Genomic DNA, 24,637 nt, shown 5'->3' with positions numbered 1-24,637 from the left:
GTGCTTGTCGTGTCGTTATTGTCGGGCGTCGGCCACAGCATCCGGCTTGCGCCTCGTCCCACCTGCCTCGGCACCCTTCAGTCGGTGCCTTCCTCGAAGAGGGCATCGAGCTTGCGCTCGAAATCGTGGTAGTTGAGGAAGTCGTAGAGCTCATCGCGGGTCTGCATCAGCTCGACCACCTCCTTCTGGTGCCCCTTGTCGTGGATGCTCTGGTACACCTTGAGCGCCGCCGCGTTCATGGCGCGGAAGGCCGACAGCGGGTAGAGCACCATGCGACAGCCCACCTCACCCAGCTCCTGCTGGCTGAACAGCGGCGTGGCGCCGAACTCGGTGATGTTGGCCAGGATCGGGGCATCGACCCGCTCGCAGAAGGCGCGGTAGTCATCGAGGGTGTGCACCGCCTCGGCGAAGATGGCATCGGCACCGGCCTCGATGCAGGCGTTGGCACGCTCGATGGCAGCGTCCAGCCCCTCCTTCTGGAAGGCATCGGTGCGGGCGATCAGGGTGAAGTCCGGATCGATGCGGGCATCGACTGCGGCCTTGATGCGATCGACCATCTCGGCCTGGGAGACGATCGCCTTGTTGGGGCGGTGACCGCAGCGCTTCTGGGCGACCTGGTCCTCGAGGTGCACCGCCGCCACCCCGGCACGCTGCATCTCCTTGACGGTGCGAGCGATATTGAAGGCGCCGCCCCAGCCGGTGTCGATGTCCACCAGCAGCGGCAGCTCGGTGGCACCGGTGATGCGATGGGCATCCTCGACCACGTCGTTCATGGTGGTCATGCCGAGATCCGGCAGGCCGAACGAGGCATTGGCCACGCCACCACCGGACAGGTAGATGGCCCGATGCCCGACGCGTTCGGCCATCATGGCGGTGTAGGCGTTGATGGTGCCGACGATGGGCAGCGGCCGACTGGCGTCGAGGGCGGCGCGGAAGCGAGCCCCCGGTGTCTGTTGCGTCATGCGATCTCTCCTCATGTGTAGCCGGACCGGCCTCAGGGGGTCGTCTCGGCTTCCTGTGCCAGAATGGCGGCATAGCGGTCGGCGACATTGGCCCGCGAGGCACTGACGTGTCGGCGCATCAGCAGTTCGGCCAGTTCGGCATCACCGGCCTCGATGGCATCGACGATACGATGGTGCTCGACGAAGGCGCGCTGGGGTCGCGAGCCGCTGGCGCTGAACTGGGTGCGATAGAGCCTGACCAGGTAATAGAGGTCGTCACAGAGCAGCGTCATCAGCATGCGGTTGTGACTGCCCTGGACGATGCGGAAGTGGAAATCCAGGTCGCCCTCGCGCTGATAGTAGGCCTCGCCACGCTTGAGATCGCTCTGCCGCTCGTGCAGCGCGAGCACCTCGCGCAACCCGGCGACCTCCTCACTGGTCATGTGTTCGGCGGCCAGGCGGGCGGCCATGCTCTCCAGCGCCTCCCGCAGGTCGAACAGCTCCAGCAGCTCCCTCATCGACAGCTTGACGACCCGCGCCCCCACATGGGGCACCCTCTCGATCAGGCGGTGCGCCTCGAGGCGACGCATCGCCTCGCGCAGCGGCCCCCGGGAGATGCCGTAGGCCTTCGACAGCCCGGGCTCGGTGATCTTGCTGCCTGGCGCCAGTTCCCCCCTGACGATGGCGTCCTGCAGCTGCTGGAAGACCCGCTCGGCCAGGGTGCGGACCTCGGGGGTAGCCTGTTCCGGTACGATTGAGTTCATGGCAATTGTCGACAATCAAGTGGTGAAACCACTTTAATCACTGACCGCCAGACGGTCAACCGTGGATAATACGCGACCGACTACACCTTTGGTTGTAGACAACTCACCCCGCCAGACGAGCGATGTCGACAATCCTGGCCGGCTCGTTGACGTGGCGTCCTTGCTCGAGGGCCAACGGGAGGGACAAACCGAGCCATGATGCCTAGAATGAGGCGCCTGTTCAGGGAAGGCACGTTGATGACACCACGACTCGAGATCACCCCCCTGCCCCACCGCGAGGATCCGTTGGGCTACTTCGCAGCACTGCGCAACCGCCCCGGTGCCGTGCTGCTCGACAGTGGGCGCCCCGCCGCCCCGGGAGGACGCTACGACATCCTCAGCAGCGACCCGGTAAGTCTGCTCGAGATCGATGCCGAGGGCGAGGTGCACGGTGATCCGGCGCTCGTCGGCCTCTCGCCCTTTGCCGCCCAGCAGGTGCTGCTCGATCGCCTGTCGGCTACGGTGCCCGACAGCGACCTGCCGTTTCTCGGCGGCCTGATCGGTTACTGGAGCTACGACCTGGCGAGCCAGCTGGAGCCGATCACCGGCCGGGCACGGCGGGTGGTCGACCTCCCCTCGAGTCGCGTCGGCCTGTATGACTGGGCACTGATCCAGGATCAGGTGCGCCGGGAGACCTGGCTGGTGGCCACCCCCGAACGGCGTCGGCAGGTGGTCGCCTGGCTGGATGAGGCGCCCATGCCGCCGGGCGACTTCCGCCTGACCGCCCCCTTCGCCGGCGAGATGGATCGAGAGGGTTACCTGCAGCGCTTCGACGCCGTGCAGCACTATATCCGTGCCGGCGACTGCTACCAGATCAACCTGGCCCAGCGCTTCAGCGCCCCGTTCGCAGGCGACCTGTGGGCCGCCTACCTGCGACTGCGCGAGGCCACGCCGACGCCCTTCGCCGGCTACCTGGCCTGGCACGACAAGGCGATCCTGTCGCTTTCGCCCGAGCGCTTCCTGCGCTGCCTCGGCGACCAGATCGAGGCGCGCCCGATCAAGGGCACCCGCCCCCGCGGCGACACTCCCGAAGAGGACCGGCGCCTCGCCCTGGACCTCGAGGCGAGCCTCAAGGACCGCGCCGAAAACGTGATGATCGTCGACCTGCTACGCAACGACCTGGGCCGGGTCTGCCGCCCGGGCAGCGTCCGGGTGCCGCAACTCTGCGGACTCGAGAGCTACGCCAACGTCCACCATCTGGTCAGCGTGGTCACCGGGGAGCTGGACGCGGGGCGTCGTCCCCTGGACCTGCTGGAGGCAGCCTTTCCCGGCGGCTCCATCACCGGCGCGCCCAAGGTACGGGCCATGCAGATCATCGACGAGCTCGAGCCCTGCCGGCGCAGCGCCTATTGCGGCAGTCTCGGCTACGTGGACGTGCGCGGCCGCATGGATACCTCCATTGCCATCCGCACCGCGGTGGCCGATCGCGGCCGGCTGCACCTCTGGGGCGGTGGCGGCCTGGTGGCCGACTCCAGAGGCGAGGACGAGTACGCCGAGACCCTGGACAAGATCCGCCATCTGATGGACGCCCTGACGGCCACCGACACTCAGCACGATATGGAATAAGTGGTGGCTTTTTTCTTCAGTTTGGATATATCCATCCAATGAAACGGTATTGGGGGACGCTGCGCCGGCTTTGGTAGGGTAAGGCCAACTGCCGTCAACGACCCGGAGCCCCCCATGGCATCATCACTCGACGCTATCAACCGTGACCTTGGCAATGACCCCGACGCCCTGATCCGCTGGGCCCTGGAACAAGGCGAACGCCCCATCTGCACGACCAATTTCCGCCCTTTCGAGGCGGTCATCCTGCACATGGTCACGCGCCAGCGGCCGGACATCCCGGTGGTGTGGATGGACAACGGCTACAACACCGAGGCCACCTACCGCTTCGCCGACGAACTGGTCCAGCGGCTCGACCTCAACCTGATCACCTATCTGCCGCGCCGCTCACGGGCCCACCGGGAAGCCGTGGAGGGAGCGATGCCGGGCATCGAGGACCCTCGCCACGAGGCCTTTACCCGGGAAGTGAAGCTCGAGCCCTTCGAGCGGGCGCTGCAGGAAATGGCCCCGGACGTCTGGTTCACGGCGCTGCGCGCCGAGGACACGCCGGAGCGCGCGCGCATGGCCCCTGTCAGCCGCAATGCCAATGGCTTGCTGAAGGTCTCACCGCTGCTGCACTGGAGCGCCCGGGACATGTACCAGTACCTGCAGGCCCACGACCTGCCCAACAACTTCGACTACTTCGACCCCACCAAGGTCGAGGAGAAGCGGGAGTGCGGCCTGCACCTGCAGCACTGAGCCGGGTCAGCGCACCGGTAGCGCGATTCCCTCGAACAGCCCCTGTTCATGACGAGGCCCCGCCGTCATGGCGGCATCGACCAGGTCACGGTCCAGGTGCGAAGCGAAGCGCTGGAGGAAGTCGTACATGTAGCTGCGCATGAAGGTGCCGCGACGGATGCCGATCTTGGTGGTCGAGCTCTCGAACAGGTGCCCGGCATCGAGCGCCACCAGATCGGTATCCTGTTCCGGATCCACCGCCATGTGGGCGACGATTCCCACTCCCATGCCCAGACGCACATAGGTCTTGATCACGTCGGCGTCGGCGGCCGTCAGCACCACGTTGGGAGACAGACCATGGGCCCTGAAGGCGTCGTCGAGCTGGGAGCGGCCGGTGAAGCCGAACACGTAGGTGACCAGCGGATGGGCGGCCAGTGCCTCGAGAGTCAGGGACTCGAGCTGGGCGAGGGGGTGATCCCTGGGGACCAGCACGCAGCGATTCCAGCGATAGCAGGGCAGCAGCACCAGGTCATTGAAGAGTTCCAGCGACTCGGTGGCGATGGCGAAATCGGCCTGGCCGTCGCTGACCATCTGGGCGATCTGCTTGGGCGTGCCCTGCTGCATGTGCAGGGCCACGTCCGGGTACTTGCGGGTGAAATCGCGGATCACCGGAGGCAGCGCATAGCGTGCCTGGGTGTGGGTGGTGGCGATCGACAGGCTGCCGCGGCGTTCGTCGCTGTGCTCCTGGGCCACTTCCTTGATGTTCTCGGTCAGGCGCAGCACCCGGCCGGCCAGTTCGATGATCGCCTGTCCCGCCGGCGTGACCCGGGTGAGGTGCTTGCCGCTGCGGGCGAAGATCTCCACCCCGAGCTCGTCCTCCAGCAGGCGGATCTGCTTGGAAATCCCCGGCTGCGAGGTAAAGAGGCTCTGGGCCGTCGCCGACACGTTGAGATTGTGACGCGTGACTTCCCAGATATAGCGCAGCTGCTGAAGTTTCATGGTGGACTCGGCTCCCTCTGCCGCCCGACGACTCGATACACGATAGCGATTAAAGCGGCATCATGTAATCACTATATAGCATAAAAGAAAACCGCCCGAATCGGCCCTCCTCGCGACTCATGATAGTCGGGCGCGATGGTCCGCCGAGTGGGCTTCCATTTGCCAGCAACCCGGTCGGCCGCTAACATCAGCCGACCGGACACGCCCCAGGCGTGTCACCCCGATCCGCTCGATGCAGCGCAACGTAACTGGAGAATCACATGGCCAACAACGTCGATGTCACCAATGCCAATTTCGAGCAGGAAGTCCTCAAGGCCGAGACACCGGTCCTGCTGAAGTTCTGGGCCCCCTGGTGTGGTCCCTGCAAGGTGATGGCACCGGTGGTCGACGAGGTCGCCGGAGAGCGTACCGGCAACCTCAAGGTCGTCAGCATCAATGTGGACGATGCTCCGGAGATCGCCGCCGAACAGGGAGTGCGTGGCGTACCCACCGTGATGCTGTTCAAGTCGGGCAGCAAGGTGGCGTCCCTGGTCGGCGCCCAGTCCAAGTCGCAGCTGGTACAGTTCATCGACCAGAACGCCTGATCGGCTACCGCGGGAACACAGATGGCTCGCCCCGGCTCCGGCCGGGGCGAGGCCGTTCTGGGCTCATCCCGTGTCGTCACGCCGGGAGGGCGGCTGGTCGGCCTCCTCGATATCATCGGCGACGAAGCGTTCACCGGGACCCAGCAGATGGGCGATCCAGCGAGTATCGGGGTGACTGTCGAGGGCGATCTTGAGCGTCATGGTCAGCACCACCGAGAGCAGCATCCCCACTGCCCCGAACACCCAGCCCCACACCACCAGTGAGAGAAAGGCCACGAAGGTCGACAGCCCCAGCGCTCGCCCCATGACCCGCGGCTCCACCAGGTTGCCGAGCACGAAGTTGATCACCAGATAGGCCGAGGCCAGCAGCATCGCCGACCACAGCCCGCCATCCTGGGCAACCAGCATCAGCAGGACCGGCGGAACGGCGGCGATCGCCGAACCGATATTGGGAATGAAGTTGAGGGCAAAGGCGAGCACGGCCCACAGCAAGGGAAAATCCACGCCCACCAGCACACAGGCCAACCAGACCAGCACCCCCGTCACCAGGCTGATCATCGTCTTGACGGCCAGGTAGCGCTTGAGCGTCAGGCTGAACTCGCCGAAACGGCGCAGGCTCGGCGCCGGATTGGCCAGCGCCCGCGAGACCTTGGCGCGAAAATTGAGCGTCTCGAACAGCATGAACACCACCAGCAGTGCCACCACCACGCTCTGCACCAGCAGGTTGCCCAGCTCACCGAGCAGCGCCGTCACCCAAGCGCCATCGTCCTCGATCTCCAGCAGCCTGGCCAGGCGCTCAGGGTCGATGGCGAGCCCCATGGTGGCGAGCCTGTCGAGGAGGCTCAGGTAGTATGCGTAGAGCCGCGTCTCGATGCCCGGCAGGGCCTCGACGAAGGTGCCGAAGCTGTTCACGACCAGCAGCCCCAGCAGGGACAGGAACACCCCGATCACCAGCAGGGTGAGCCAGACCGCCAGCCGCAGGCTGAGCCCCAGACGATGGAGCCACTGCACCGGTGCCGTGCAGACCACCGCGATGAACAGCGCCAGCAACAGCGGCACGATCAGGTCCGACCCCGCCTTCATGCCGGCGATGATGATCACCAGGGCGGCCAGGGCCAGGATGAGGTTGAGGGGGACGGTCCGGAAGGACTCGTCGTCGGGAAGGCGCATGCCGGGGTCCCTACCAGCCAGTGAATACCCATGATGCCGCCTGCCGGGCGCGGGTACAAACCGTTTGAAATCCCCATGGAACAAGGTGCAGATTCGATGGATGCTGCCCCGACCGCGGAACCACGACCGAGGTCTGCGCTCGAAGCAGGGCGCGGTATCATGCCGCCGCTTCCACTACCCGTCGCAAGGAGGCTTCCATGTCGCTCTCTCCGTCACCCCGGCAGCTGCTGCTGGGGGCCGTGCTCGTCGCCACGTCACTGATCGCCACCACCACGCTGGCCGAGGAGCCCCGCTCGCGGCTCGATGTCCAGGCCGAGGCCCAGCTGGACGTGATACCCGATCGTGCCACCCTCAGCGCGCGCCTCTGGGAACGCACGCCGGCCATCGCCCAGCGAGACGACACCGCCAACGACCCCGATGCCCTGCGCGAGGCCCGCGACCGCCTGGAGACCCGCGCGGCCACCCTGATCCGCACCCTGGAAGAGGCCGGCCTGGAGCGCGAGGCGATCGGCGCCGGCTCCCTGAACGTGCAGCCCGAATACCTGCCCGGCGAGAGGCGCGGCGACGACGAGCGCGAGATGCTGGTGCGCACCCGCCTCGAGCGTCCCTTCCAGGTCGAGGTCGAGGACCTGGAACGCCTGCCGTTGCTGCTCGATGCCCTGACCGAGGCCGGCGTCGATGCGCTGGATGGCGTGACCTACGACCTCGCCGACCGTGACGCCGCCACCGACGAGGCGCTGGTCAAGGCACTCGAGAGGGCCCGTCACAAGGCCGAGCTGATGGCCGAGACCCTCGGCGTGTCGCTGGGCGCGGTGACCGGCATCGCCGAGACTCGCCCCCCGGTCTACGCCCCGCGCATGATGGCCATGAGCGCCGATGCCCGGGAGAGCGCGCCACAGGCCGAGTACCGTCCCGGCACCATCACCATCGAGGCAGGGGTCGGCGTCAGCTGGGAGATCGAACCACAGCCGTAAGCTGGAACCGCAGCATTCTCAAGCCAAACAAGCACAACCCCCATCGGACAATACCGGATGGGGGTTGTTGATCTTCAAGCTTACAGCGACCATTAACGCCTCAAGCGTTAATGGTATCGATCCCGCCCATATAAGGCCGCAGCGCCTCGGGCACGGTGATGGAACCGTCGGCGTTCTGGTGGTTCTCCATCACCGCGATCAGGCAGCGCCCCACCGCCAGGCCGGAGCCGTTGAGGGTATGCAGCAGTTGCGGCTTCTTCTGCTCGGGATGGCGGAAGCGCGCCTGCATGCGCCGCGCCTGGAAGTCCTCGCAGTTGGACACCGAGGAGATCTCGCGGTAGGTGGACTGGCTCGGCAACCACACCTCCAGGTCGTAGGTCTTGGCGGCACCGAACCCCATGTCGCCGGTGCACAGGGTCACGACGCGGTACGGCAGCTCCAGCGCCTGGAGGATCGCCTCGGCGTGGCCGCGCATCTCCTCCAGCGCCTCGTAGCTGCGCTCGGGCTCGACCAGCTGCACCATCTCCACCTTGTCGAACTGGTGCTGGCGAATCATGCCGCGGGTATCACGGCCGTGGGAGCCCGCCTCGCTGCGGAAGCACGGCGTATGGGCGGTGAGCTTCACCGGTAGCGCCTTGAAGTCGAGGATCTCGTCCCGGGCGAAGTTGGTCAGCGGTACCTCGGCGGTGGGGATCAGATGGTAGCCGCGCTCGTCGTCCAGGCGGAACAGGTCCTCGCCGAACTTGGGCAACTGCCCGGTCCCGAAGAGCGAGTCGCTGTTGACCATGTAGGGGACATAGCACTCCTCGTAGCCGTGCTCGAGGGTCTGCTTGTCGAGCATGAACTGGGTCAGTGCCCGATGCAGCCGGGCGATCTGGCTGCGCATCACCGCGAAGCGCGCCCCGGTCAGCTTGGCCGCCAGGTCGAAGTCCAACTGCCCCAACTTGGCGCCCAGGTCCACATGGTCGCGGACCTCGAAGTCGAAGGCGCTCGGCGTGCCCCAGCGGTGCAGCTCGAGGTTCTCCTCCTCGCTCTCGCCCTCCGGCACGCTCTCGTGGGGCAGGTTGGGGATGCCGCTGACCAGGCCGTCCCACTCCTCCTGCACCTCGACCAGACGCACCTTGGCGGTGTCCAGGCGCTCGCCCAGATCGGACACCTCATCGAGCAGCGGCTGGATGTCCTCGCCCTGGGCCTTGGCCTTGCCGATCGCCTTGGAACGGGTGTTACGCTCGTTCTGCAGGGACTCGGTCTCGGCCTGCAGCTCGCGACGCCGGGCCTCCAGCGTCGCGAGCCGCTCGGTATCGAGAGTGAAGCCCCGCGTGGCCAGTCGTTGGGCGACCGTGTCGAGGTCGCTGCGCAGCAGTTTGGGATCGAGCATGGAATCCGGTCCGTTGCAGTCGGTGAAGTCACAGGGCAATGCAGCCGGCCTTGTCGCTCAGGTTGCGCCACGGACAGGCCTGCGAGGAGGCGCTGTGAACCCATCCCTGGGCGCTACATTTGCCATCCATGGCAAATGACCTCCTCTCCGGCCTGTCCCCGGCGCTTCCACCATGGCTAACCGTGATTGCCCAAGGGAAGTCAAAAAATCAGGCCGTCCATTGTAGGCAAAAGGCCCTCGCTGCGCCACGCGCCACCGACCGCGGGATGCGCGCCACCGCCCTCTCGCGGTAGAGTAGGGCCATTCCCTCCCACCGTCCGGCCACGCCGCGGCGGCATCACAACAGAATACGACCATCATGATCGCAAGACTGGACACCACCGGCGAGCCCATCCACGCGACCCAGGAGGCCCCCTATCGGCGCTTCCTCGCGGCCCTCTCGGCCGCCGGCTTCGAGGGGGAGATCGCTCCCGACTACGCCAACCGCACGGTACTCGCCACCGACAACTCCATCTACCAGCGCCTGCCCCAGGCGGTGCTCTACCCGAAGAACGCCGCCGATCTCGAGCGCATCGCGCACCTCGCCGGCCAGGTGGAACACCGCCGGGTGGTACTCACCCCGCGCGGCGGCGGTACCGGCACCAACGGCCAGTCGCTCACCGACGGCCTGGTGGTGGACGTCTCCCGACACATGAACCGGATCCTCGAGATCGACGTCGAGAACCGCCGGGTGCGGGTCCAGGCCGGGGTGGTCAAGGACCAGCTCAACGCCGCCTTGAAGCCGCACGGGCTGTTCTTCGCCCCGGAGCTCTCCACCTCCAACCGCGCGACGATCGGCGGCATGATCTCCACCGATGCCAGCGGCCAGGGCAGTTGCGAATACGGCAAAACCCGCGACCACGTGCTCGAGCTCGACAGCGTGCTGCTCGGCGGCGAGCGCCTGGTCAGCCGCCCGGTGGAGGACGCCGACCTCGCGACGCTCTGCGCGCGCGACGATGTCACCGGCCGTGCCTATCGTACCGCCCGGGAGCTCATCGACACCCAGGGCGAGCTGATCCGCGCCAAGTTCCCGCCGCTCAACCGCTGCCTGACCGGCTATGACCTGGCGCACTTGAGGGACGCGGAAGGTTGCCTCGATATGAACAGCCTGCTGTGCGGCTCCGAAGGCTCGCTGGGCCTGCTCAACGAGGCGGTGCTCAACGTGCTGCCGATCCCCAGGCACTCGACGCTGGTCAACGTGCGCTACGCCGGCTTCATGGACGCCCTGCGCGACGCCAAGGCGCTGATGGGCTCCTCACCAGACCAGCCGCAGGCGCCTGGTGCCAGGCCCACCTCCATCGAGACGGTGGACGACACCGTACTGATGCTGGCCATGGAGGACTTCGTCTGGGACAGCGTCGCCGAGTTTTTTCCAGCCAGCGAGCCCGCCCCATCCGGCCAGGGCGGTGACACCGCCACGGCCACTCGCCAGGCGGCGGCGATCCGCGGCATCAACCTGGTCGAGTTCAACGACGACGACCCCGCGCGGCTGGCCGAACGGGTCGCGGCCTTCTGCCGCCACCTGGAGGCGGACGCGAGCGTCGAGCGCCTGGGCTACACCCTGGCCGAGGGACGCGATGCCATCCAGCGCGTCTACGCCATGCGCAAGCGCGCCGTGGGCCTGCTCGGCAACGTCCAGGGCGAGAAGCGTCCCATTCCCTTCGTCGAGGACACCGCGGTGCCGCCGGAGCACCTGGCAGACTTCATCGGCGAGTTCCGCGCCGCCCTGGATGCCCGCGGCCTCGCCTACGGCATGTTCGGCCACGTTGACGCCGGGGTGCTCCACGTGCGCCCGGCCATCGACATGAAGGACCCGGCGCAGGAGCGGCTGATCCGCGAGGTCTCCGACGAGGTGGCCACGCTCACCCACAAGTACCACGGCCTGCTGTGGGGCGAGCACGGCAAGGGCGTGCGCTCGGAGTACGCGCCCCGCTTCTTCGGCGAACTCTACCCCAGCCTGCAGCGGGTCAAGGCCGCCTTCGACCCCCACAACCAGTTGAACCCCGGCAAGATCGCCACGCCGCTCTCTATCCCGCCCGACGCCGCGGGAAAGGCGCTTGATACCCCGCCCGACGCCGCGGGCGCTACCGGTGCCGCCGCCACGGAAGCGCCGGCAAGGCTGGTCGACCCGGGCCTGCTGACCATCGACGGCGTGCCCACCCGCGGCCAGTTCGACCGCCAGATCGACGAGAGGGTCTGGCAGGCCCACGCCGCCGCCGTCTACTGCAACGGCAACGGCGCCTGCTACAACTACGACCCCGATGACGCCATGTGCCCCTCCTGGAAGGCCACCCGCGAGCGCGTGCACTCGCCCAAGGGCCGCGCCAGCCTGGTGCGCGAGTGGCTGCGCCTGCAGGGCGCCGCCGGCACCGACCTGGTCGAGGAGTCGAGGAAGAAGCAGGCCGAGGGCGCCTGGGGCTTCATCAAGCACTTGCCGGCGCGCACCCTCAATACCCTCAGGCGACGCAAGGAGGCCGACTTCTCCCATGACGTGTACGACGCCATGGCCGGGTGCCTGGCCTGCAAGTCCTGCGCCGGTCAGTGCCCGGTCAAGGTCAATATCCCCGAGGCGCGCTCCCAGTTCCTCGAGGTCTACCATGGCCGCTACCTGCGCCCGCTGCGCGACTACCTGATCGGCGGCCTGGAGTTCATGGTGCCGACGCTGTCGCGCATCGCGCCGCTCTACAATGGCCTGCTCGGCAATCGCCTGGTGGACCGCCTGCTGGCCGGCCCCATCGGCATGGTCGACAGTCCGCGCCTGTCCCGGGCGAGCCTGGCGAAACAGCTGCGTGCCTGGGGCGTCGCCGAGGCGACCCCCACCTCGCTCGGCCTGCTCACCGAGGCCCAGAAGGCCCGCAGCGTGGTGATCGTCCAGGACGCCTTCACCAGCTACTTCGAGGCCCGGCTGGTGATGGACATCGTCGAGCTGCTCAGCCGCCTCGACGTGCGGGTGTTCGTGGCGCCCTTCGCCCCCAACGGCAAGCCGCTCAACGTCCAGGGCTTCCTCGGCGCCTTCGAGCGCACCGCCGAGAAGCAGGCCCGGCGGCTGCGCACGCTGGCCGAGTTCGGCGTGCCCCTGGTGGGCATCGACCCGGCCATGACCCTGACCTACCGCCAGGAGTATGTGAAGGCACTGGGCGAGGACGCCGTGCCCGAGGTTCTGATGCTCCAGGAGTGGCTGGTCGCGCAGTCACACACCCTGGCCTCTCGCCTGGTCCCTGGAGACGGGGCCGAGGCGACCGACCCCGGCTACCGGCTGCTCTCCCACTGCACCGAGGCCACCAACGCCCCGGGCAGCCCCAAGGCCTGGCAGCAGGTGTTCGCCGCCTTCGGCCTCGACCTCGAGCTGGTCGCTACCGGCTGCTGCGGCATGTCCGGCACCTACGGCCATGAGGCCCGCAACCGCGCCACCTCCCGTGCCATCTATGGCCTCTCCTGGCAGACGGTGGTGGAAGACGAGACCAACGCCGGGCGCCTGCTGGCCACCGGCTACTCCTGCCGCAGCCAGGTCAAGCGGCTCTCCGACGCCGCGCTCCCCCACCCGCTGCAGGCGCTGCTCACGGAACTCAAGCGCCGCGGCTGAGCCAACAAAGCAAAGCGCCCACCGGTGGCAAACCACCGATGGGCGCCTTGCCCCAACTCAGGAGGCGATCCCATGGAACGCCCCCTGATCCTGATCGGCCTGCTGATCGTCGCCATCGGCCTGCTCTGGCCTGGCTCTCCAGGCTGCCGCTCGGTCAGCCCCCTGGCGACATCGTCATCCCCACGAGAACGTCTTCTTCTACTTCCCCATCACCACCATGATCCTGCTGAGCCTGCTGGTCTCGGCCATCCTCTGGCTCTTCCACCGCTGAACGATGCCCACACGACAGCGGGCAGCCCTTGGGCTGCCGTCGTCGATATCGCGAGCGCAGGCGTAGCGCCTAGAAGAACAGCCGCCGCAGCGCCTCGCCGGGGTCGTCCTCGCGCATGCAGGCCTCCCCCACCAGGAAGGCGTTGACGTCGTGTTCGCGCATGCGCAGCACGTCGGCCTGGGTGTGGATGCCCGACTCGGTGACCACGGTGACGCCGGCGGGGATGCGCGGCAGCAGCTCCAGGGTGGTCTCGAGCCGGGTATCGAAGGTGTGCAGGTCGCGATTGTTGATGCCCACCAGGGAGAGGTCGAGCTTCAATGCCCGGTCGAGCTCCAGGGCGTCGTGCACCTCCACCAGCACGTCCATGCCGAGCTCCACGGCCTGGCGATGGAGGTCCCGCATGCGGGCGTCGTCCAGAGCGGCGGCGATCAGCAGGATGCAGTCGGCGCCGATGGCTCGCGCCTCGCTCACCTGATAGCCGTGGATGATGAAGTCCTTGCGGATCACCGGCAGCGAGCAGGCGTCGCGCACCTCGACCAGGAAGTCCTCGTGGCCCTGGAAGAAGTCGGCATCGGTGAGCACCGAAAGGCAGGCGGCACCGCCGGCGGCGAAGCGCTCGGCGATCTCGGCCGGGTGGAAATCCTCGCGTATCACCCCCTTGGAGGGCGAGGCCTTCTTGATCTCGGCGATCACCGCCGGGTCACCCTCGGCGATACAGCGATCCAGCGCCGAGATGAAACCTCGCGGGGCACCCTGCTTCCGGGCCAGGACCAGCAGTTCCTGCTCGGATACCGCGCGACGGCGCTCGGCGACCTCCTCGTCCTTGCGGGCCAGGATACGGGTGAGAATGGTTGGGATGGCAGCACTCATGTCGGTGTCCTGGTGATCGAGAAACGGAGCGCGCACTCAGGGAGTGAGCACGCGGGTGAAGTCGGCGAGTTCCTTCATCTTCTCCAGCGGCAGTTTCGAGGCCTGGGCATCCTGGGCCATCGCCACGCCCTCCTTGAAGTTGTCGGCGACGCCGGCACAGTAGAGCGCCGCCCCGGCGTTGAGCGCGACGATATCCGCCGCCGCCCCGTCCCCCACCAGGGCCTCACGCACCAGCCGCAGGCTGTCCTCGGCGCTGAGTACCTTGAGTGCATCCAGTGGCTGACGCGCGATGCCCACGTCTTCGGGCGCGATGGTGTACTCGCGGATCGCGCCGTCCTTCAGCTCGGCGACCCGGGTCGGGGCGGCCAACGAGATCTCGTCGAGGCCATCCTCGGCATGCACCACCATGACATGGCGGCTGCCCAGGGTCTTGAGCACCTCGGCCATCAGCGGCACCAGCTCGGCGGCATAGACGCCGAGCACCTGATTGGGCGCGCCCGCCGGATTGGTCAAGGGACCGAGGATGTTGAACAGGGTGCGCACCCCCATTTCGCGACGCGGCGCCACCGCGAAGCGCATCGCCGGGTGGTGGTTGGGGGCGAACATGAAGCCGACGCCCACCTGCTCGATGCAGCGCCCCACCTGCTCGGCGTCCAGGTCCAGGTGAATGCCGGCCACCGCGAACAGGTCGGCGCTGCCGGACGACGACGACACGCCCCGGTTGCCATGCTTGGCCACATGGGCGCCGCCGGCGGCGGCCACGAAACTCGAGGCGGTGGAGACATTGAACAGGTTGGCGCCGTCGCCGCCGGTGCCGACGATGTCGACCACGTTCTCGGCCGTGACCCTGACCGGGTTCATCAATTCGCGCATCACCTGGGCGGCGGCGCTGATCTCCTCGACGCTCTCGCCCTTCATCGCCATGCCCATCAGAAAGGCGGCGATCTGGGCGTCGCTGGCCTCGCCGGTCATGATCTGGCGCATCACCGCATGGGTGTCATCGAAACTCAGGCTCTCGCGGCGCATCACCGCGGCGATGGCCTCTCGCATCTGCATGGGACGATTCTCCTCTCGCTTGCGCGGCTCAGCGGCGTCTCAGGAAGTTGGCCAGCAGCTCGTGCCCCTGGCGGGTCAGGATCGACTCGGGGTGGAACTGCACCCCCTCGACATCCAGCTCACGGTGGCGCAACCCCATGATCAGCCCCGGGGTGACGTCGTCGTCGTCGGTCCAGGCGGTGACCTCGAGGCAGGCCGGCAGGCTCTGCCGCTCCACCACCAGGGAGTGGTAGCGGGTCACCTCGAGCGGGTCCTCCAGCCCCGCGAACACGCCCTCGCCACGATGGCGAATCCTCGAGGTCTTGCCATGCATCACCTGGGGGGCCCGCACCACCCTGCCGCCATAGACCTGGCCGATCGCCTGATGGCCGAGGCACACGCCGAGGATGGGAAGCCTCCCGGCGAAGTGGCGGATCGCCGCCATGGAGATGCCGGCCTCGTTGGGGGTACAGGGCCCCGGCGAGATCACCAGGTGGCTGGGCGCGAGCGCCTCGATCTCCTCGAGGGTGATGGCATCGTTGCGGTGGGTGACCACGTCGGCCCCCAGTTCGCCCAGGTACTGCACCACATTGAAGGTGAAACTGTCGTAATTGTCGATCATCAGCACGGACATGGATCGCTCTCCGGCGCTCGCCCGGCAACGCCAGGCGATGGAAATCAGGGGATCACTCGAGCACGAGGGGTATCGGGACCATCGCTACTCGAGGTTGTCGAGGCCACGCTCGGCCATGGCCACGGCGCGGAACAGGGCACGTCCCTTGTTGAGGGTCTCCTGCCACTCCAGCTCGGGCTGTGAATCGGCCACGATCCCGGCGCCGGCCTGGACGTGTAGCTCGCCATCCTTGATCACCGCGGTGCGGATGGCGATGGCGGTATCCATGTTGCCGTGCCAGGAGAGATAGCCCACGGCACCGGAGTAGATACCGCGTTTGACCGGCTCCAGTTCGTCGATGATCTCCATCGCGCGGATCTTGGGCGCACCGGAGAGCGTGCCCGCCGGGAAGGTCGCCCGCAGCACGTCCATCGCGGTCAGCCCCGGCCTCAACCGGCCGGTGACATTGGAGACGATGTGCATGACGTGGGAGTAGCGCTCCACCACCATCCGGTCGGTGACCTCCACCGACCCCGTCTCGCTGATGCGCCCCACATCGTTGCGGCCCAGGTCGATCAGCATCAGGTGTTCGGCGCGCTCCTTGGGATCGCCCAGCAGGTCGGCCTCCAGGGCCCGGTCCTCGTCTTCCGTCCTGCCCCTCACCCGGGTGCCGGCGATCGGCCGCACGGTGACTTCGCCATCCTCCAGGCGGGTGAGGATCTCCGGCGAGGACCCCACCACCTGGTGGTCGTCGAGGTTGAGGAAGAACATGTAGGGCGATGGATTGAGGCTGCGCAGCGCCCGGTAGAGGTCCAGCGGCGAGGCCCGGTAGGGGATCGACATGCGCTGGGAGGGCACGCACTGCATCACGTCGCCGGCCAGCACGTACTCCTTGATCTTCTCCACCGCGGCCTTGAAGCCCGCCTCGGTGAAGCCAGAGGTGAAGTGGCCTTCTTCCACCGCGGCGCCCCCGGTGCCGGGGCTGATGGTATTGAGGGTGGCACTGCGCAGGCGCACCTCGAGCTGCTCGAGGTGGGCGCGAGCGCGCTCGTAGGCGTCCGGGTCGGCCGGGTCGGCGTGGGTCCAGAGGGTCAGCCGGCCCGACAGGTTGTCGAACACCACCAGGTCGTTGCAGACCATCAGCAGGATGTCCGGCACGCCGATGGGGTCGGGTTTCTGCACGCCGCGCAGGCGCGGTTCGATATAGCGGATGGTGTCGTAGCCGAAGTAGCCCACCAGGCCACCGTCGAAACGCGGCTGATCGTCGAGTCGCGGCACCTTGAAGCGCGACTGGAACTGCTCGATCCAGGCCAGCGGATCCTCGACCTCGGTGGCGCCCTGCCGCTCGCCGTCGACGACGTGACTGACGGAGAAACCGCGCACCTCGATGCGCTCGCGGCACGGCAGCCCGATGATCGAGTAGCGCCCCCACTTCTCGCCGCCCTGCACGGACTCCAGCAGGAAGGTCCAGGGCTCGTCGGCGAGCTTCAGGTAGGTGGACAGGGGCGTGTCGAGATCGGCCAGCACCTCGCGGGTGACCGGAATGCGGTTGTAGCCGGCGGTCGCCAGCTCACGGAAACGTTCGGGGGTCATCATGCCCGGATCCTCGATGATGGAAGTTGGCGATGGTGGTGACGGAGGCGAGCGGAAGCCCGCTCAGCTGTGGAGCGTCACCATCGCCAGCCGCCGGGCACGGCGTGCGGCGCAGTCGGGCAGGCGGCGACCAGGGGGTCACCACCACGAGAGGCGAGGTCATCCAGCGTCATGCGGCCGTCCATCGAAGCGTTTCCCGCGTGGGAAGTTATGATAGCGAAAACATATTGACCAGGCAGCGCTCATAGCGACAGCCAAAGTTACCCTAAACGAGTTCCGCCAGCGATTCAACCACCGCATCCGGGCCGCAGTCGCGCACCGGCTCGCCGTGATTGTAGCCGTAGGGCACCGCCAGGACACGAAAGCCCGCGCGCCGGCCCGCCGCGATGTCGTGGCGCGAATCCCCCACCATCAGGCAGGCCTCCGGCACCACCTGGAAGTGGCTCGCCACGTGCAGCAAGGGGACCGGGGAGGGCTTCTTCTCCGGCAGGCTGTCACCGCCGAGACACAGCCCGAAGTGTTTCTCCAGGCCGAAGCCCTCGAGGATCGGGGCAATGAAGGCGAAGGGCTTGTTGGTCACCAGAGCCAGCGGCAATCCGCGTGCCCGCAGGCCATCCAGCGCCTCGCGCGCCCCGGGATAGAGCCGGGTACGCGAGGCGGGATCACGGCCGTAGTGCCCGAGAAAGCCCTGGTGGCCACGTTCCAGCCAATCTGACGTCGGCGTGCTGCCCAGGGCATCGGCCAGGGCGCGTTCCATCAGCTTGAGCGAGCCGTTGCCGACCCAGGCCCGCACCCTGACCTCACCGGCCGGCGCGAGGCCGAGGTCGACCAGGGCGGCATCCACCGCCACGGCCAGGTCGGGCACGGAGTCGATCAGGGTACCGTCGAGATCGAAGGCCACCACCCGGATGCCGTCGAGGAGTGGGTGCATGGGAATCCTCCGCGGAAGGAAAGTCCCCATTGTGCCGGATTACCCATGGGCAGGGAATGCGGACCGGCTTATGCTGGTATCCCCTTTATTCCCAGGAACTCACTCATGAGCGTACCAAGAATCGTGGTCGTCGGCGGTGGCGCCGGGGGCCTGGAGCTGGTCACCCGGCTCGGCCGCAGGCTCGGCAGGCGGGGCAAGGCCGAGATCGTGCTGGTGGACCGCAACTCGACCCATATCTGGAAGCCGCTACTGCACGAAGTCGCCACCGGCGCCCTGGATTCCGGGCTGGACGAGATCGCCTATCAGGGGCACGCCCGGGCCCATGGCTACCAGTTCCAGCGCGGTACCCTGTGCGGCCTGGACCGGGAGGCACGTACCCTGACCCTGGCGCCGATCCTCGACGACGACGGCGTCGAGGTGCTGCCCTCGCGGACCCTGCCCTACGACGAGCTGGTGATCGCAATCGGCAGCGTCAGTAACGACTTCGGCACCCCGGGCGTCGCCGAACACTGCCACTTCCTGGACAGCCCTCACCAGGCCGAGGCCTTTCGCCGCGACATGCTCAATGTCTTCCTGCGTTACAACGCTCCGCAGCAGCATCGGAACCCGCGGATGGCAGTGGGGATCGTCGGCGCCGGCGCCACCGGCGTGGAGCTCGCCGCCGAGCTCTACGACGCCTCCCAGATGCTCAACAGCTATGGGTTCACCCCCCTCGAGAGCGAGCAACTCGAGGTGCACCTGATCGAGGCGGCCCCGGACATCCTGCCGGCCCTGCCCGACCGCATCAGTCGGGCGGTGCATGCCGAGCTGGAGCGCCTCGGCGTCCGGGTGCACGTGGCGACACGGGTCACCGAGGTCGACCCCTCCGCCATCGTCACCGCCAGCGGTGAACGGATCGAGACCGACCTGAGCGTCTGGGCCGCCGGCATCAAGGCACCGGCCTTTCTCTCGGAGCTGGGCCTGGCGACGGAACACAACCATCGCCTCAAGGTCGACGCCACCCTGCAGAGCGTCGACGACCCGCATATCTTCGCCTTCGGCGACTGTGCCAGCTGCCCCCAGGCGGGCGATGCGACGGTCCCGCCCCGCGCCCAGGCCGCCCACCAGCAGGCCAACCGGCTGTATCGCAACCTGTTGGCACGGCTCGACGGCAAGCCGCTCAAGCCGTTCGTGTTCCGGGACCGCGGCTCGCTGATCTCGCTGGCTCACTTCGATGCCATCGGCAGCCTGATGCGCGGCGCCTCGGCACGCAGCCTGTTCATCGAGGGGCACCTCGCCAAGTTCTTCTACTCCTCACTCTACCGCATGCACCAGCGCGCCATTCACGGCAGCCTGAAGACCGCCCTGATGGTGGTGGTGGATGGGCTCAACCGCTTCCTCAAGCCACGCATGAAGCTGCACTGAACCACCGCCGCCAGCGCCCGGGGCCGCCACGAATCGGCGGCCGCGGGCCCGGCAACTCGGCGTTCGAGGGCGGCCTCCCGGCTAACGGTGTCGCGGATGGCCCGCTTTCGGGCGATCCGCCAGCCAGGCTCGCTTCTTCGTCGCCGGGAGGCGCTTGAGCCAGGCCTCGAGCCGCAGCGCCTCGCCGCGGCTACCCACCGCCTCGTGGTGAACCAGCCGCAGGGGCCCACGGCCACGCAGCGCCTTGGCGCCCCGCCCGGCAGCGTGCTCGGCCAGCCGCCGCGCCACGTCGGTGGTGATGCCGGTATAGAGGGCACCGCTGGCGGTCTCTATCAGGTAGAGATGCCAGCGCGGGGACGACGCGCCGTCACTCACTGCCCTGCTCACCTCACCCCGGCCAGCTGCTCGCGGAACTCGCGGATCACGCTGTCGTAGCGATGCGGGTCGACCTCGCTGCCGGCCTTGAAGATCGCCGAGCCGGCGACGAAGGTATCGGCCCCGGCCCGGGCGATCTCGGCGATGTTGTCGACCTTGACGCCGCCGTCGATCTCCAGGCGGATGTCGAGCCCCGAGGCGTCGATGCGTCGACGCGCCTCGCGCAGCTTGTCCAGGGTGCCGGGAATGAAGGCCTGGCCACCGAACCCGGGATTGACACTCATCAGCAGGATCATGTCGACCTTGTCCATGACGTGGTCGAGGTAGCTGAGCGGAGTGGCCGGATTGAACACCAGCCCCGCCTTGCAGCCGCCGTCGCGAATCAGCTGCAGGGAGCGGTCGATGTGGTCGGACGCCTCCGGGTGAAAGGTGATGTAGCTCGCGCCGGCCTCGATGAAGTCATCGATCAGCCGGTCCACCGGCCGCACCATCAGGTGCGCGTCGATGGGCGCCGTCACGCCGTGCTTCCTCAGCGCCTCGCAGACCATGGGCCCGATGGTCAGGTTGGGCACGTAGTGATTGTCCATCACATCGAAGTGGACGATGTCGGCCCCGGCGGCCAGCACGTTGTCCACCTCCTCGCCCAGGCGCGCGAAGTCGGCGGAGAGGATCGAGGGGGCGATGAGGAAGTCACGGGTCGCGTCGGTCATGGAAGTGTCCAGGCGGTTGCTCCAGAAAGAGTGCATTCTAGCAGAGGCACCCGTCTGGCAGCAGGCGACACGCTTTTCGACGCCCCGGTCATGAAGAGCGACCATCGGGATTTATTCCAAAAACAAATAAAGAACACGATTGTAATTCCTCAAATCGAGAATTAACCTTGTTGTTAGCGTCCAAACCATCTTCGGAGCCCCCCATGACCGCATCGCGCCTCCTCAAGCAGAGCCTGCTCGCCATCGCCCTGGGCACCGGCCTGGCCGGCCCGGCCCTGGCCGCCGAGCGCGAACTGCTCAACTCCTCCTACGACATCGCTCGCGAGCTGTTCGCCGCCATCAATCCCGAGTTCACGGCCTGGTGGCAGGCCGAACACGACGAAGAGGTCGAGATCAGCCAGTCCCACGGCGGTTCGTCCGCCCAGGCCCGCGCCATCCTCCAGGGACTGCGCGCCGACGTGGTGACCTACAACCAGGTCACCGATGTCCAGGCGCTCGCCGATGGCGGCCTGGTGGCCGAGGACTGGCAGGCACAGCTGCCCAACAACGCCTCGCCCTACTACTCCACCACCGCCTTCCTGGTCCGCAAGGGCAACCCCAAGGGCATCGAGAACTGGGACGACCTGGTGCGCGAGGACGTGGAGATGGTCTTCCCCAACCCCAAGACCTCCGGCAACGGCCGCTACACCTACCTGGCCGCCTGGGGGTATGCCGACGACGCCTTCGACGGCGACGAGGAGCGGATTCACGACTTCATGCGCACCTTCCTGCGCAACGTGGCGGTCTTCGACACCGGAGGTCGCGGTGCCACCACCAGCTTCATCGAGCGCGGTATCGGCGACGTGCTGATCAGCTTCGAGTCCGAGGTCAACAACATCCGCGGCGAATACGGCGAGGAGGACTACGAGGTCATCGTGCCGCCGGTGAGCATCCTGGCCGAGTTCCCGGTGGCGGTGGTCGAGCCCAACGCCGAGCGTAACGGTAACCTCGACCTGGCCCGCGCCTACGTGGAGTACCTCTACAGCGAAGAGGCCCAGCGCCAGCTCGCCGGCTTCAACTATCGCGTGCACCACGAAGCGGTGGTCGAGGAGTTCGCCGAACGCTTCCCGCAGACCGAGCTGCTGCAGGTCGAGAACATCGTCGGTAGCTGGGAGGAGGCCATGGAAGCGCACTTCGCCGGCGGCGCCTTGCTGGATCAGTTGCAGCGTCGATGATCACGCTCGCCCTCCGCGCCGGCAGCTCCCCCAGGCGTGTGCTGCCGGGCTTCGGTCTCTCGCTCGGCGTCAGCCTGCTGTTCGTCTCGCTGGTACTGCTGCTGCCGATGACCGGGCTGTTCGGTCAGTTGGCCGATCTCAGCCTGGCCCAGTACTGGGCGATCATCACCGATGGCCGGGTAGTGGCCAGCTACACCGTCACCATGGGGGCGGCGGCGGTGGCGGCGATCGTCAATGCGGCCTTCGGCCTGCTGCTGGCCTGGGTGCTGGTACGCTACGAGTTTCCCGGCAGGCGACTGCTCGATGCCCTGATGGACCTGCCCTTCGCCCTGCCCACGGCGGTGGCCGGCATCACGCTCGCCACCCTCTACTCGAGCAACGGCTGGATGGGTCGCCTGCTCGAGCCGCTGGGCCTGCAGGTCGCCTACACCTGGGTGGGCATCGCCCTGGCCATGGCCTTCACCAGCATCCCCTTCGTGGTGCGCACCGTGCAACCGGTCCTCGAGGACCTGCCCGTTGAGGTGGACGAGGCGGCCCTTACCCTCGGCGCCAGCGACGGCACCGCCTTCCGGCGGGTGATCCTGCCTCACCTCTGGCCGGCCCTGGTCACCGGCACCGGCCTCGCCTTCGTGCGCTCGCTGGGCGAGTTCGGCGCCATCATCTTCATCGCCGGCAACATGCCCTATGAGACCGAGATCACCGCGCTGATGATCTTCGTCAAGCTGCAGGAGTACGACTATGCCGGCGCCTCGGCCATCGCCTCGGTGGTGCTGTTCGTCTCGCTGGCCCTGCTGCTGGCCATCAACCTGTGGCAGGGACGCTTCATCAAGCGGTTGCATGGAGGGATGGGCTGATGTCGCGACTCGAGGGTACCCAGCGCATCGGTGACGCCCCGCGGGTGCGGCGCCTGCTCGTGATCGCGGCGGTGGCCCTGTCGGCGCTGTTCCTACTGCTGCCGCTGGTGGCGATCTTCGCCCAGGCCTTCGCCCAGGGCGCCGGGGTGTTCTGGACCAACGTCACCAACAGCTACACGCGCTCGGCCATTGGCCTGACACTGTTCATCACCGTGCTGACCATCCCGGTCAACCTGGTGTTCGGCGTCATGCTGGCCTGGCTGGTGACGCGCTTCCGCTTTCCCGGACGGCGCATCCTGCAGACCCTGATCGACATCCCCTTCGCGGTGTCGCCGGTGGTGGCGGGCCTGGTCTACCTGCTGCTCTACGGGCGCAACGGCTGGATCGGTGGCTGGCTTGACACCCATGACATCCAGTTGATGTTCGCCTGGCCGGGCATCCTGATGGTGACCATCTTCGTCACCTGCCCCTTCGTGGCCCGGGAGCTGATCCCGCTGATGCAGGCCCAGGGCTCGCGTGACGAGGAGGCCGCCGTGACGCTGGGCGCCTCGGGCTGGACGCTGTTTCGCCGCGTGACCCTGCCCAACATCCGCTGGGCACTGCTCTACGGGGTGATCCTCACCAACGCCCGGGCGGTGGGCGAGTTCGGCGCGGTGTCGGTGGTCTCCGGCGCCATCCGCGGCCAGACCAACACCCTGCCGCTGCACCTGGAGCAGCTCTATCAGGACTACAACACCGTGGGCGCCTTCGCCAGCGCCGCACTGCTGGCCCTGATCGCCCTGTTGACGCTGGCCGCCAAGGCCGGCCTGGAATGGCGCGCCGCGCGCCAGGAGGCTTCGACATGAGCATCCGCCTTCAGAATATCGCCAAGACCTATGGCCCGCCGGGCCGGGGGGCCGCCAGGGCCCTGGACCCCCTCGACCTGGAGATCCGCGAGGGCGAGCTGATCGGCCTGCTCGGCCCCTCGGGCTCCGGCAAGACCACCCTGCTGCGCATCATCGCCGGGCTCGAGGCCGCCGACCACACGCCGGCGCCCGGGCGCATCCTCTTCGGCGACCGCGACGTGACCCACGTGCACGTGCGCGACCGACGCATCGGCTTCGTCTTCCAGCACTATGCGCTGTTCCGGCACATGACGGTCTACGACAACGTGGCCTTCGGCCTCACCGTGATGCCCCGTCGGCAGCGGCCGACCGGCGGCGAGATCCGCGCCCGGGTGCACCGCCTGCTGGAGATGGTCCAGCTCGAACCGCTGGCCAACCGCTACCCGGCCCAGCTCTCCGGCGGACAGCAGCAGCGCGTCTCGCTGGCCCGGGCGCTCGCCCTGCGCCCCGACGTGCTGCTGCTCGACGAACCCTTCGGCGCGCTGGATGCCAAGGTGCGCCAGGAGCTGCGCCGCTGGCTGCGCCACCTGCATGACGAGCTGAACTTCACCAGCGTCTTCGTCACCCACGACCAGGAGGAGGCACTGGAGCTCTCCGACCGGGTGGTGGTGATGAGCAACGGCCGCATCGAGCAGATCGACACGCCGGACAGCCTCTATCGCGCACCGGCCAACCGCTTCGTGTTCGAGTTCCTGGGCGACGTGAATCACCTGGAGGGCGAAGTGCGCGACGGCACCCTCACCTGTGGCGATGCACGGCTGGCGGTCGAGCTCCCCGACGGCCCGGAGGAGCTGCTGCTGCGCCCCCACGAGGTGAAACTGGCAGAAGCGCCGACCGCCGACGCCAGGCTGCCGGCCACCGTCACCGCCATCTCGCCGGTGGGCGCCGAAGTGAGGGTGGAACTCGCCGCGGACTGGATGGCCTCGCCCTGGCTCGCCACGCTGCGCCACGCCGACTACGAGCGCCTCGACCTGCGGCGCGGCCAGCGCCTCTACGCCCTGCCCCGGCGCTGGCATCGCTTCCCCGCGGAGCCAGACACCCGCCCCACGAGAGCCCGCGAAGCGGTATCGTGACCCCGGAACCGGGTTCTCGCTCCCCGACGAGCGGCCGATGGGCGGGGTCGCGAGCATCG

General features: G+C 67.6%; 23 protein-coding genes. 11 read left to right on the top strand and 12 right to left on the bottom strand.

The window, feature by feature from the left end; genetic code table 11:
• Positions 1-77: 77 nt before the first annotated feature.
• Positions 78-962 (bottom strand): methylisocitrate lyase, encoded by an 885-nt coding sequence (prpB, locus tag C1H66_RS02280; RefSeq protein WP_102626294.1) that lies wholly within the window; start codon positions 960-962, stop codon positions 78-80.
• A 32-nt stretch (positions 963-994) separates the two neighbouring features.
• Entirely contained in the window at positions 995-1,705 is a 711-nt protein-coding gene (locus C1H66_RS02275) for a GntR family transcriptional regulator (protein WP_102626293.1), read from the bottom strand.
• Positions 1,706-1,942: 237 nt separating this feature from the next.
• Here C1H66_RS02275 and pabB point away from each other — a divergent pair, with 237 nt between their 5' ends.
• A complete protein-coding gene (pabB, locus tag C1H66_RS02270; RefSeq protein ID WP_102626292.1) occupies positions 1,943-3,310 on the top strand; it encodes an aminodeoxychorismate synthase component I in 1,368 nt (455 codons plus the stop codon).
• A gap of 114 nt (positions 3,311-3,424) precedes the next feature.
• Positions 3,425-4,045 carry a phosphoadenosine phosphosulfate reductase domain-containing protein gene (locus C1H66_RS02265; protein WP_102626291.1) on the top strand — a complete coding sequence of 207 codons (621 nt, stop codon included), beginning with the start codon at positions 3,425-3,427 and terminating at the stop codon, positions 4,043-4,045.
• Positions 4,046-4,051: 6 nt separating this feature from the next.
• On the opposite strand, the gene cysB is transcribed toward C1H66_RS02265, so the two are convergent.
• Entirely contained in the window at positions 4,052-5,023 is a 972-nt protein-coding gene (gene cysB, locus C1H66_RS02260; RefSeq protein ID WP_102626290.1) for an HTH-type transcriptional regulator CysB, read from the bottom strand.
• Positions 5,024-5,283: 260 nt separating this feature from the next.
• Between cysB and trxA the strand changes: the two genes are divergently transcribed.
• Complete coding sequence (trxA, locus tag C1H66_RS02255; RefSeq protein WP_102626289.1) at positions 5,284-5,607, top strand: thioredoxin; 324 nt, start codon at positions 5,284-5,286, stop codon at positions 5,605-5,607.
• A 63-nt stretch (positions 5,608-5,670) separates the two neighbouring features.
• Here trxA and C1H66_RS02250 read toward each other — a convergent pair whose 3' ends face one another.
• Positions 5,671-6,777 (bottom strand): AI-2E family transporter, encoded by a 1,107-nt coding sequence (locus C1H66_RS02250; protein WP_102626288.1) that lies wholly within the window; start codon positions 6,775-6,777, stop codon positions 5,671-5,673.
• A 197-nt stretch (positions 6,778-6,974) separates the two neighbouring features.
• On the opposite strand from C1H66_RS02250, the gene C1H66_RS02245 reads away from it, so the two are divergent.
• Complete coding sequence (locus tag C1H66_RS02245; RefSeq protein WP_102626287.1) at positions 6,975-7,751, top strand: SIMPL domain-containing protein; 777 nt, start codon at positions 6,975-6,977, stop codon at positions 7,749-7,751.
• 100 nt (positions 7,752-7,851) lie between these two features.
• On the opposite strand, the gene serS is transcribed toward C1H66_RS02245, so the two are convergent.
• The gene (gene serS, locus C1H66_RS02240) at positions 7,852-9,129 is read right to left on the bottom strand and encodes a serine--tRNA ligase (RefSeq protein WP_102626286.1); all 1,278 of its coding nucleotides are present in this window, start codon (positions 9,127-9,129) and stop codon (positions 7,852-7,854) included.
• A gap of 358 nt (positions 9,130-9,487) precedes the next feature.
• Here serS and C1H66_RS02235 point away from each other — a divergent pair, with 358 nt between their 5' ends.
• Complete coding sequence (locus C1H66_RS02235) at positions 9,488-12,751, top strand: FAD-binding and (Fe-S)-binding domain-containing protein (protein ID WP_102626285.1); 3,264 nt, start codon at positions 9,488-9,490, stop codon at positions 12,749-12,751.
• A gap of 217 nt (positions 12,752-12,968) precedes the next feature.
• Positions 12,969-13,022, top strand: coding sequence for a hypothetical protein (locus C1H66_RS23495; protein WP_370741192.1), 54 nt, complete (start codon positions 12,969-12,971; stop codon positions 13,020-13,022).
• A gap of 69 nt (positions 13,023-13,091) precedes the next feature.
• On the opposite strand, the gene trpC is transcribed toward C1H66_RS23495, so the two are convergent.
• The 5 genes from trpC to C1H66_RS02205 form a co-directional block, all read right to left on the bottom strand.
• Positions 13,092-13,892: an indole-3-glycerol phosphate synthase TrpC gene (trpC, locus tag C1H66_RS02225; RefSeq protein ID WP_102626301.1), complete on the bottom strand. Its 801-nt coding sequence runs from the start codon at positions 13,890-13,892 to the stop codon at positions 13,092-13,094.
• A 36-nt stretch (positions 13,893-13,928) separates the two neighbouring features.
• Complete coding sequence (trpD, locus tag C1H66_RS02220) at positions 13,929-14,948, bottom strand: anthranilate phosphoribosyltransferase (RefSeq protein ID WP_102626284.1); 1,020 nt, start codon at positions 14,946-14,948, stop codon at positions 13,929-13,931.
• 28 nt (positions 14,949-14,976) lie between these two features.
• Positions 14,977-15,561: an anthranilate synthase component II gene (locus C1H66_RS02215; protein ID WP_102626283.1), complete on the bottom strand. Its 585-nt coding sequence runs from the start codon at positions 15,559-15,561 to the stop codon at positions 14,977-14,979.
• Positions 15,562-15,645: 84 nt separating this feature from the next.
• On the bottom strand, positions 15,646-17,133 hold the full coding sequence (trpE, locus tag C1H66_RS02210) for an anthranilate synthase component I (RefSeq protein WP_102626300.1): 1,488 nt from the start codon (positions 17,131-17,133) through the stop codon (positions 15,646-15,648).
• A 265-nt stretch (positions 17,134-17,398) separates the two neighbouring features.
• The gene (locus tag C1H66_RS02205) at positions 17,399-18,064 is read right to left on the bottom strand and encodes a phosphoglycolate phosphatase (protein ID WP_102626282.1); all 666 of its coding nucleotides are present in this window, start codon (positions 18,062-18,064) and stop codon (positions 17,399-17,401) included.
• Positions 18,065-18,169: 105 nt separating this feature from the next.
• Here C1H66_RS02205 and C1H66_RS02200 point away from each other — a divergent pair, with 105 nt between their 5' ends.
• Complete coding sequence (locus C1H66_RS02200) at positions 18,170-19,468, top strand: NAD(P)/FAD-dependent oxidoreductase (protein ID WP_102626281.1); 1,299 nt, start codon at positions 18,170-18,172, stop codon at positions 19,466-19,468.
• Positions 19,469-19,549: 81 nt separating this feature from the next.
• Here the strand turns inward: C1H66_RS02200 and C1H66_RS02195 are convergent, their stop codons facing one another.
• Positions 19,550-19,843 carry a GIY-YIG nuclease family protein gene (locus tag C1H66_RS02195; protein WP_240618189.1) on the bottom strand — a complete coding sequence of 98 codons (294 nt, stop codon included), beginning with the start codon at positions 19,841-19,843 and terminating at the stop codon, positions 19,550-19,552.
• A gap of 8 nt (positions 19,844-19,851) precedes the next feature.
• Positions 19,852-20,553: a ribulose-phosphate 3-epimerase gene (gene rpe, locus C1H66_RS02190; RefSeq protein ID WP_102626280.1), complete on the bottom strand. Its 702-nt coding sequence runs from the start codon at positions 20,551-20,553 to the stop codon at positions 19,852-19,854.
• Between the two features lie 203 nt (positions 20,554-20,756).
• On the opposite strand from rpe, the gene cysP reads away from it, so the two are divergent.
• The 4 genes from cysP to C1H66_RS02170 are packed head-to-tail and all read left to right on the top strand — an operon-like array spanning position 20,757 to position 24,578.
• Positions 20,757-21,767 carry a thiosulfate ABC transporter substrate-binding protein CysP gene (cysP, locus tag C1H66_RS02185; protein WP_102626279.1) on the top strand — a complete coding sequence of 337 codons (1,011 nt, stop codon included), beginning with the start codon at positions 20,757-20,759 and terminating at the stop codon, positions 21,765-21,767.
• A complete protein-coding gene (gene cysT, locus C1H66_RS02180; RefSeq protein ID WP_102626278.1) occupies positions 21,764-22,621 on the top strand; it encodes a sulfate ABC transporter permease subunit CysT in 858 nt (285 codons plus the stop codon). The genes cysP and cysT overlap by 4 nt, the downstream gene beginning before the upstream one ends.
• A complete protein-coding gene (gene cysW, locus C1H66_RS02175) occupies positions 22,621-23,466 on the top strand; it encodes a sulfate ABC transporter permease subunit CysW (RefSeq protein WP_102626277.1) in 846 nt (281 codons plus the stop codon). Before cysT ends, cysW begins: the two co-directional genes overlap by 1 nt.
• Positions 23,463-24,578 carry a sulfate/molybdate ABC transporter ATP-binding protein gene (locus C1H66_RS02170; protein WP_102626276.1) on the top strand — a complete coding sequence of 372 codons (1,116 nt, stop codon included), beginning with the start codon at positions 23,463-23,465 and terminating at the stop codon, positions 24,576-24,578. Before cysW ends, C1H66_RS02170 begins: the two co-directional genes overlap by 4 nt.
• The last annotated feature ends 59 nt before the right edge of the window (positions 24,579-24,637 follow it).

The sequence above is a fragment of the Halomonas heilongjiangensis genome (genome assembly GCF_002879645.1).
Lineage (GTDB): Bacteria > Pseudomonadota > Gammaproteobacteria > Pseudomonadales > Halomonadaceae > Halomonas > Halomonas heilongjiangensis.
Note: the sequence above shows the minus strand (reverse complement) of the source record. Positions and strands in the feature narration are given on the sequence as shown.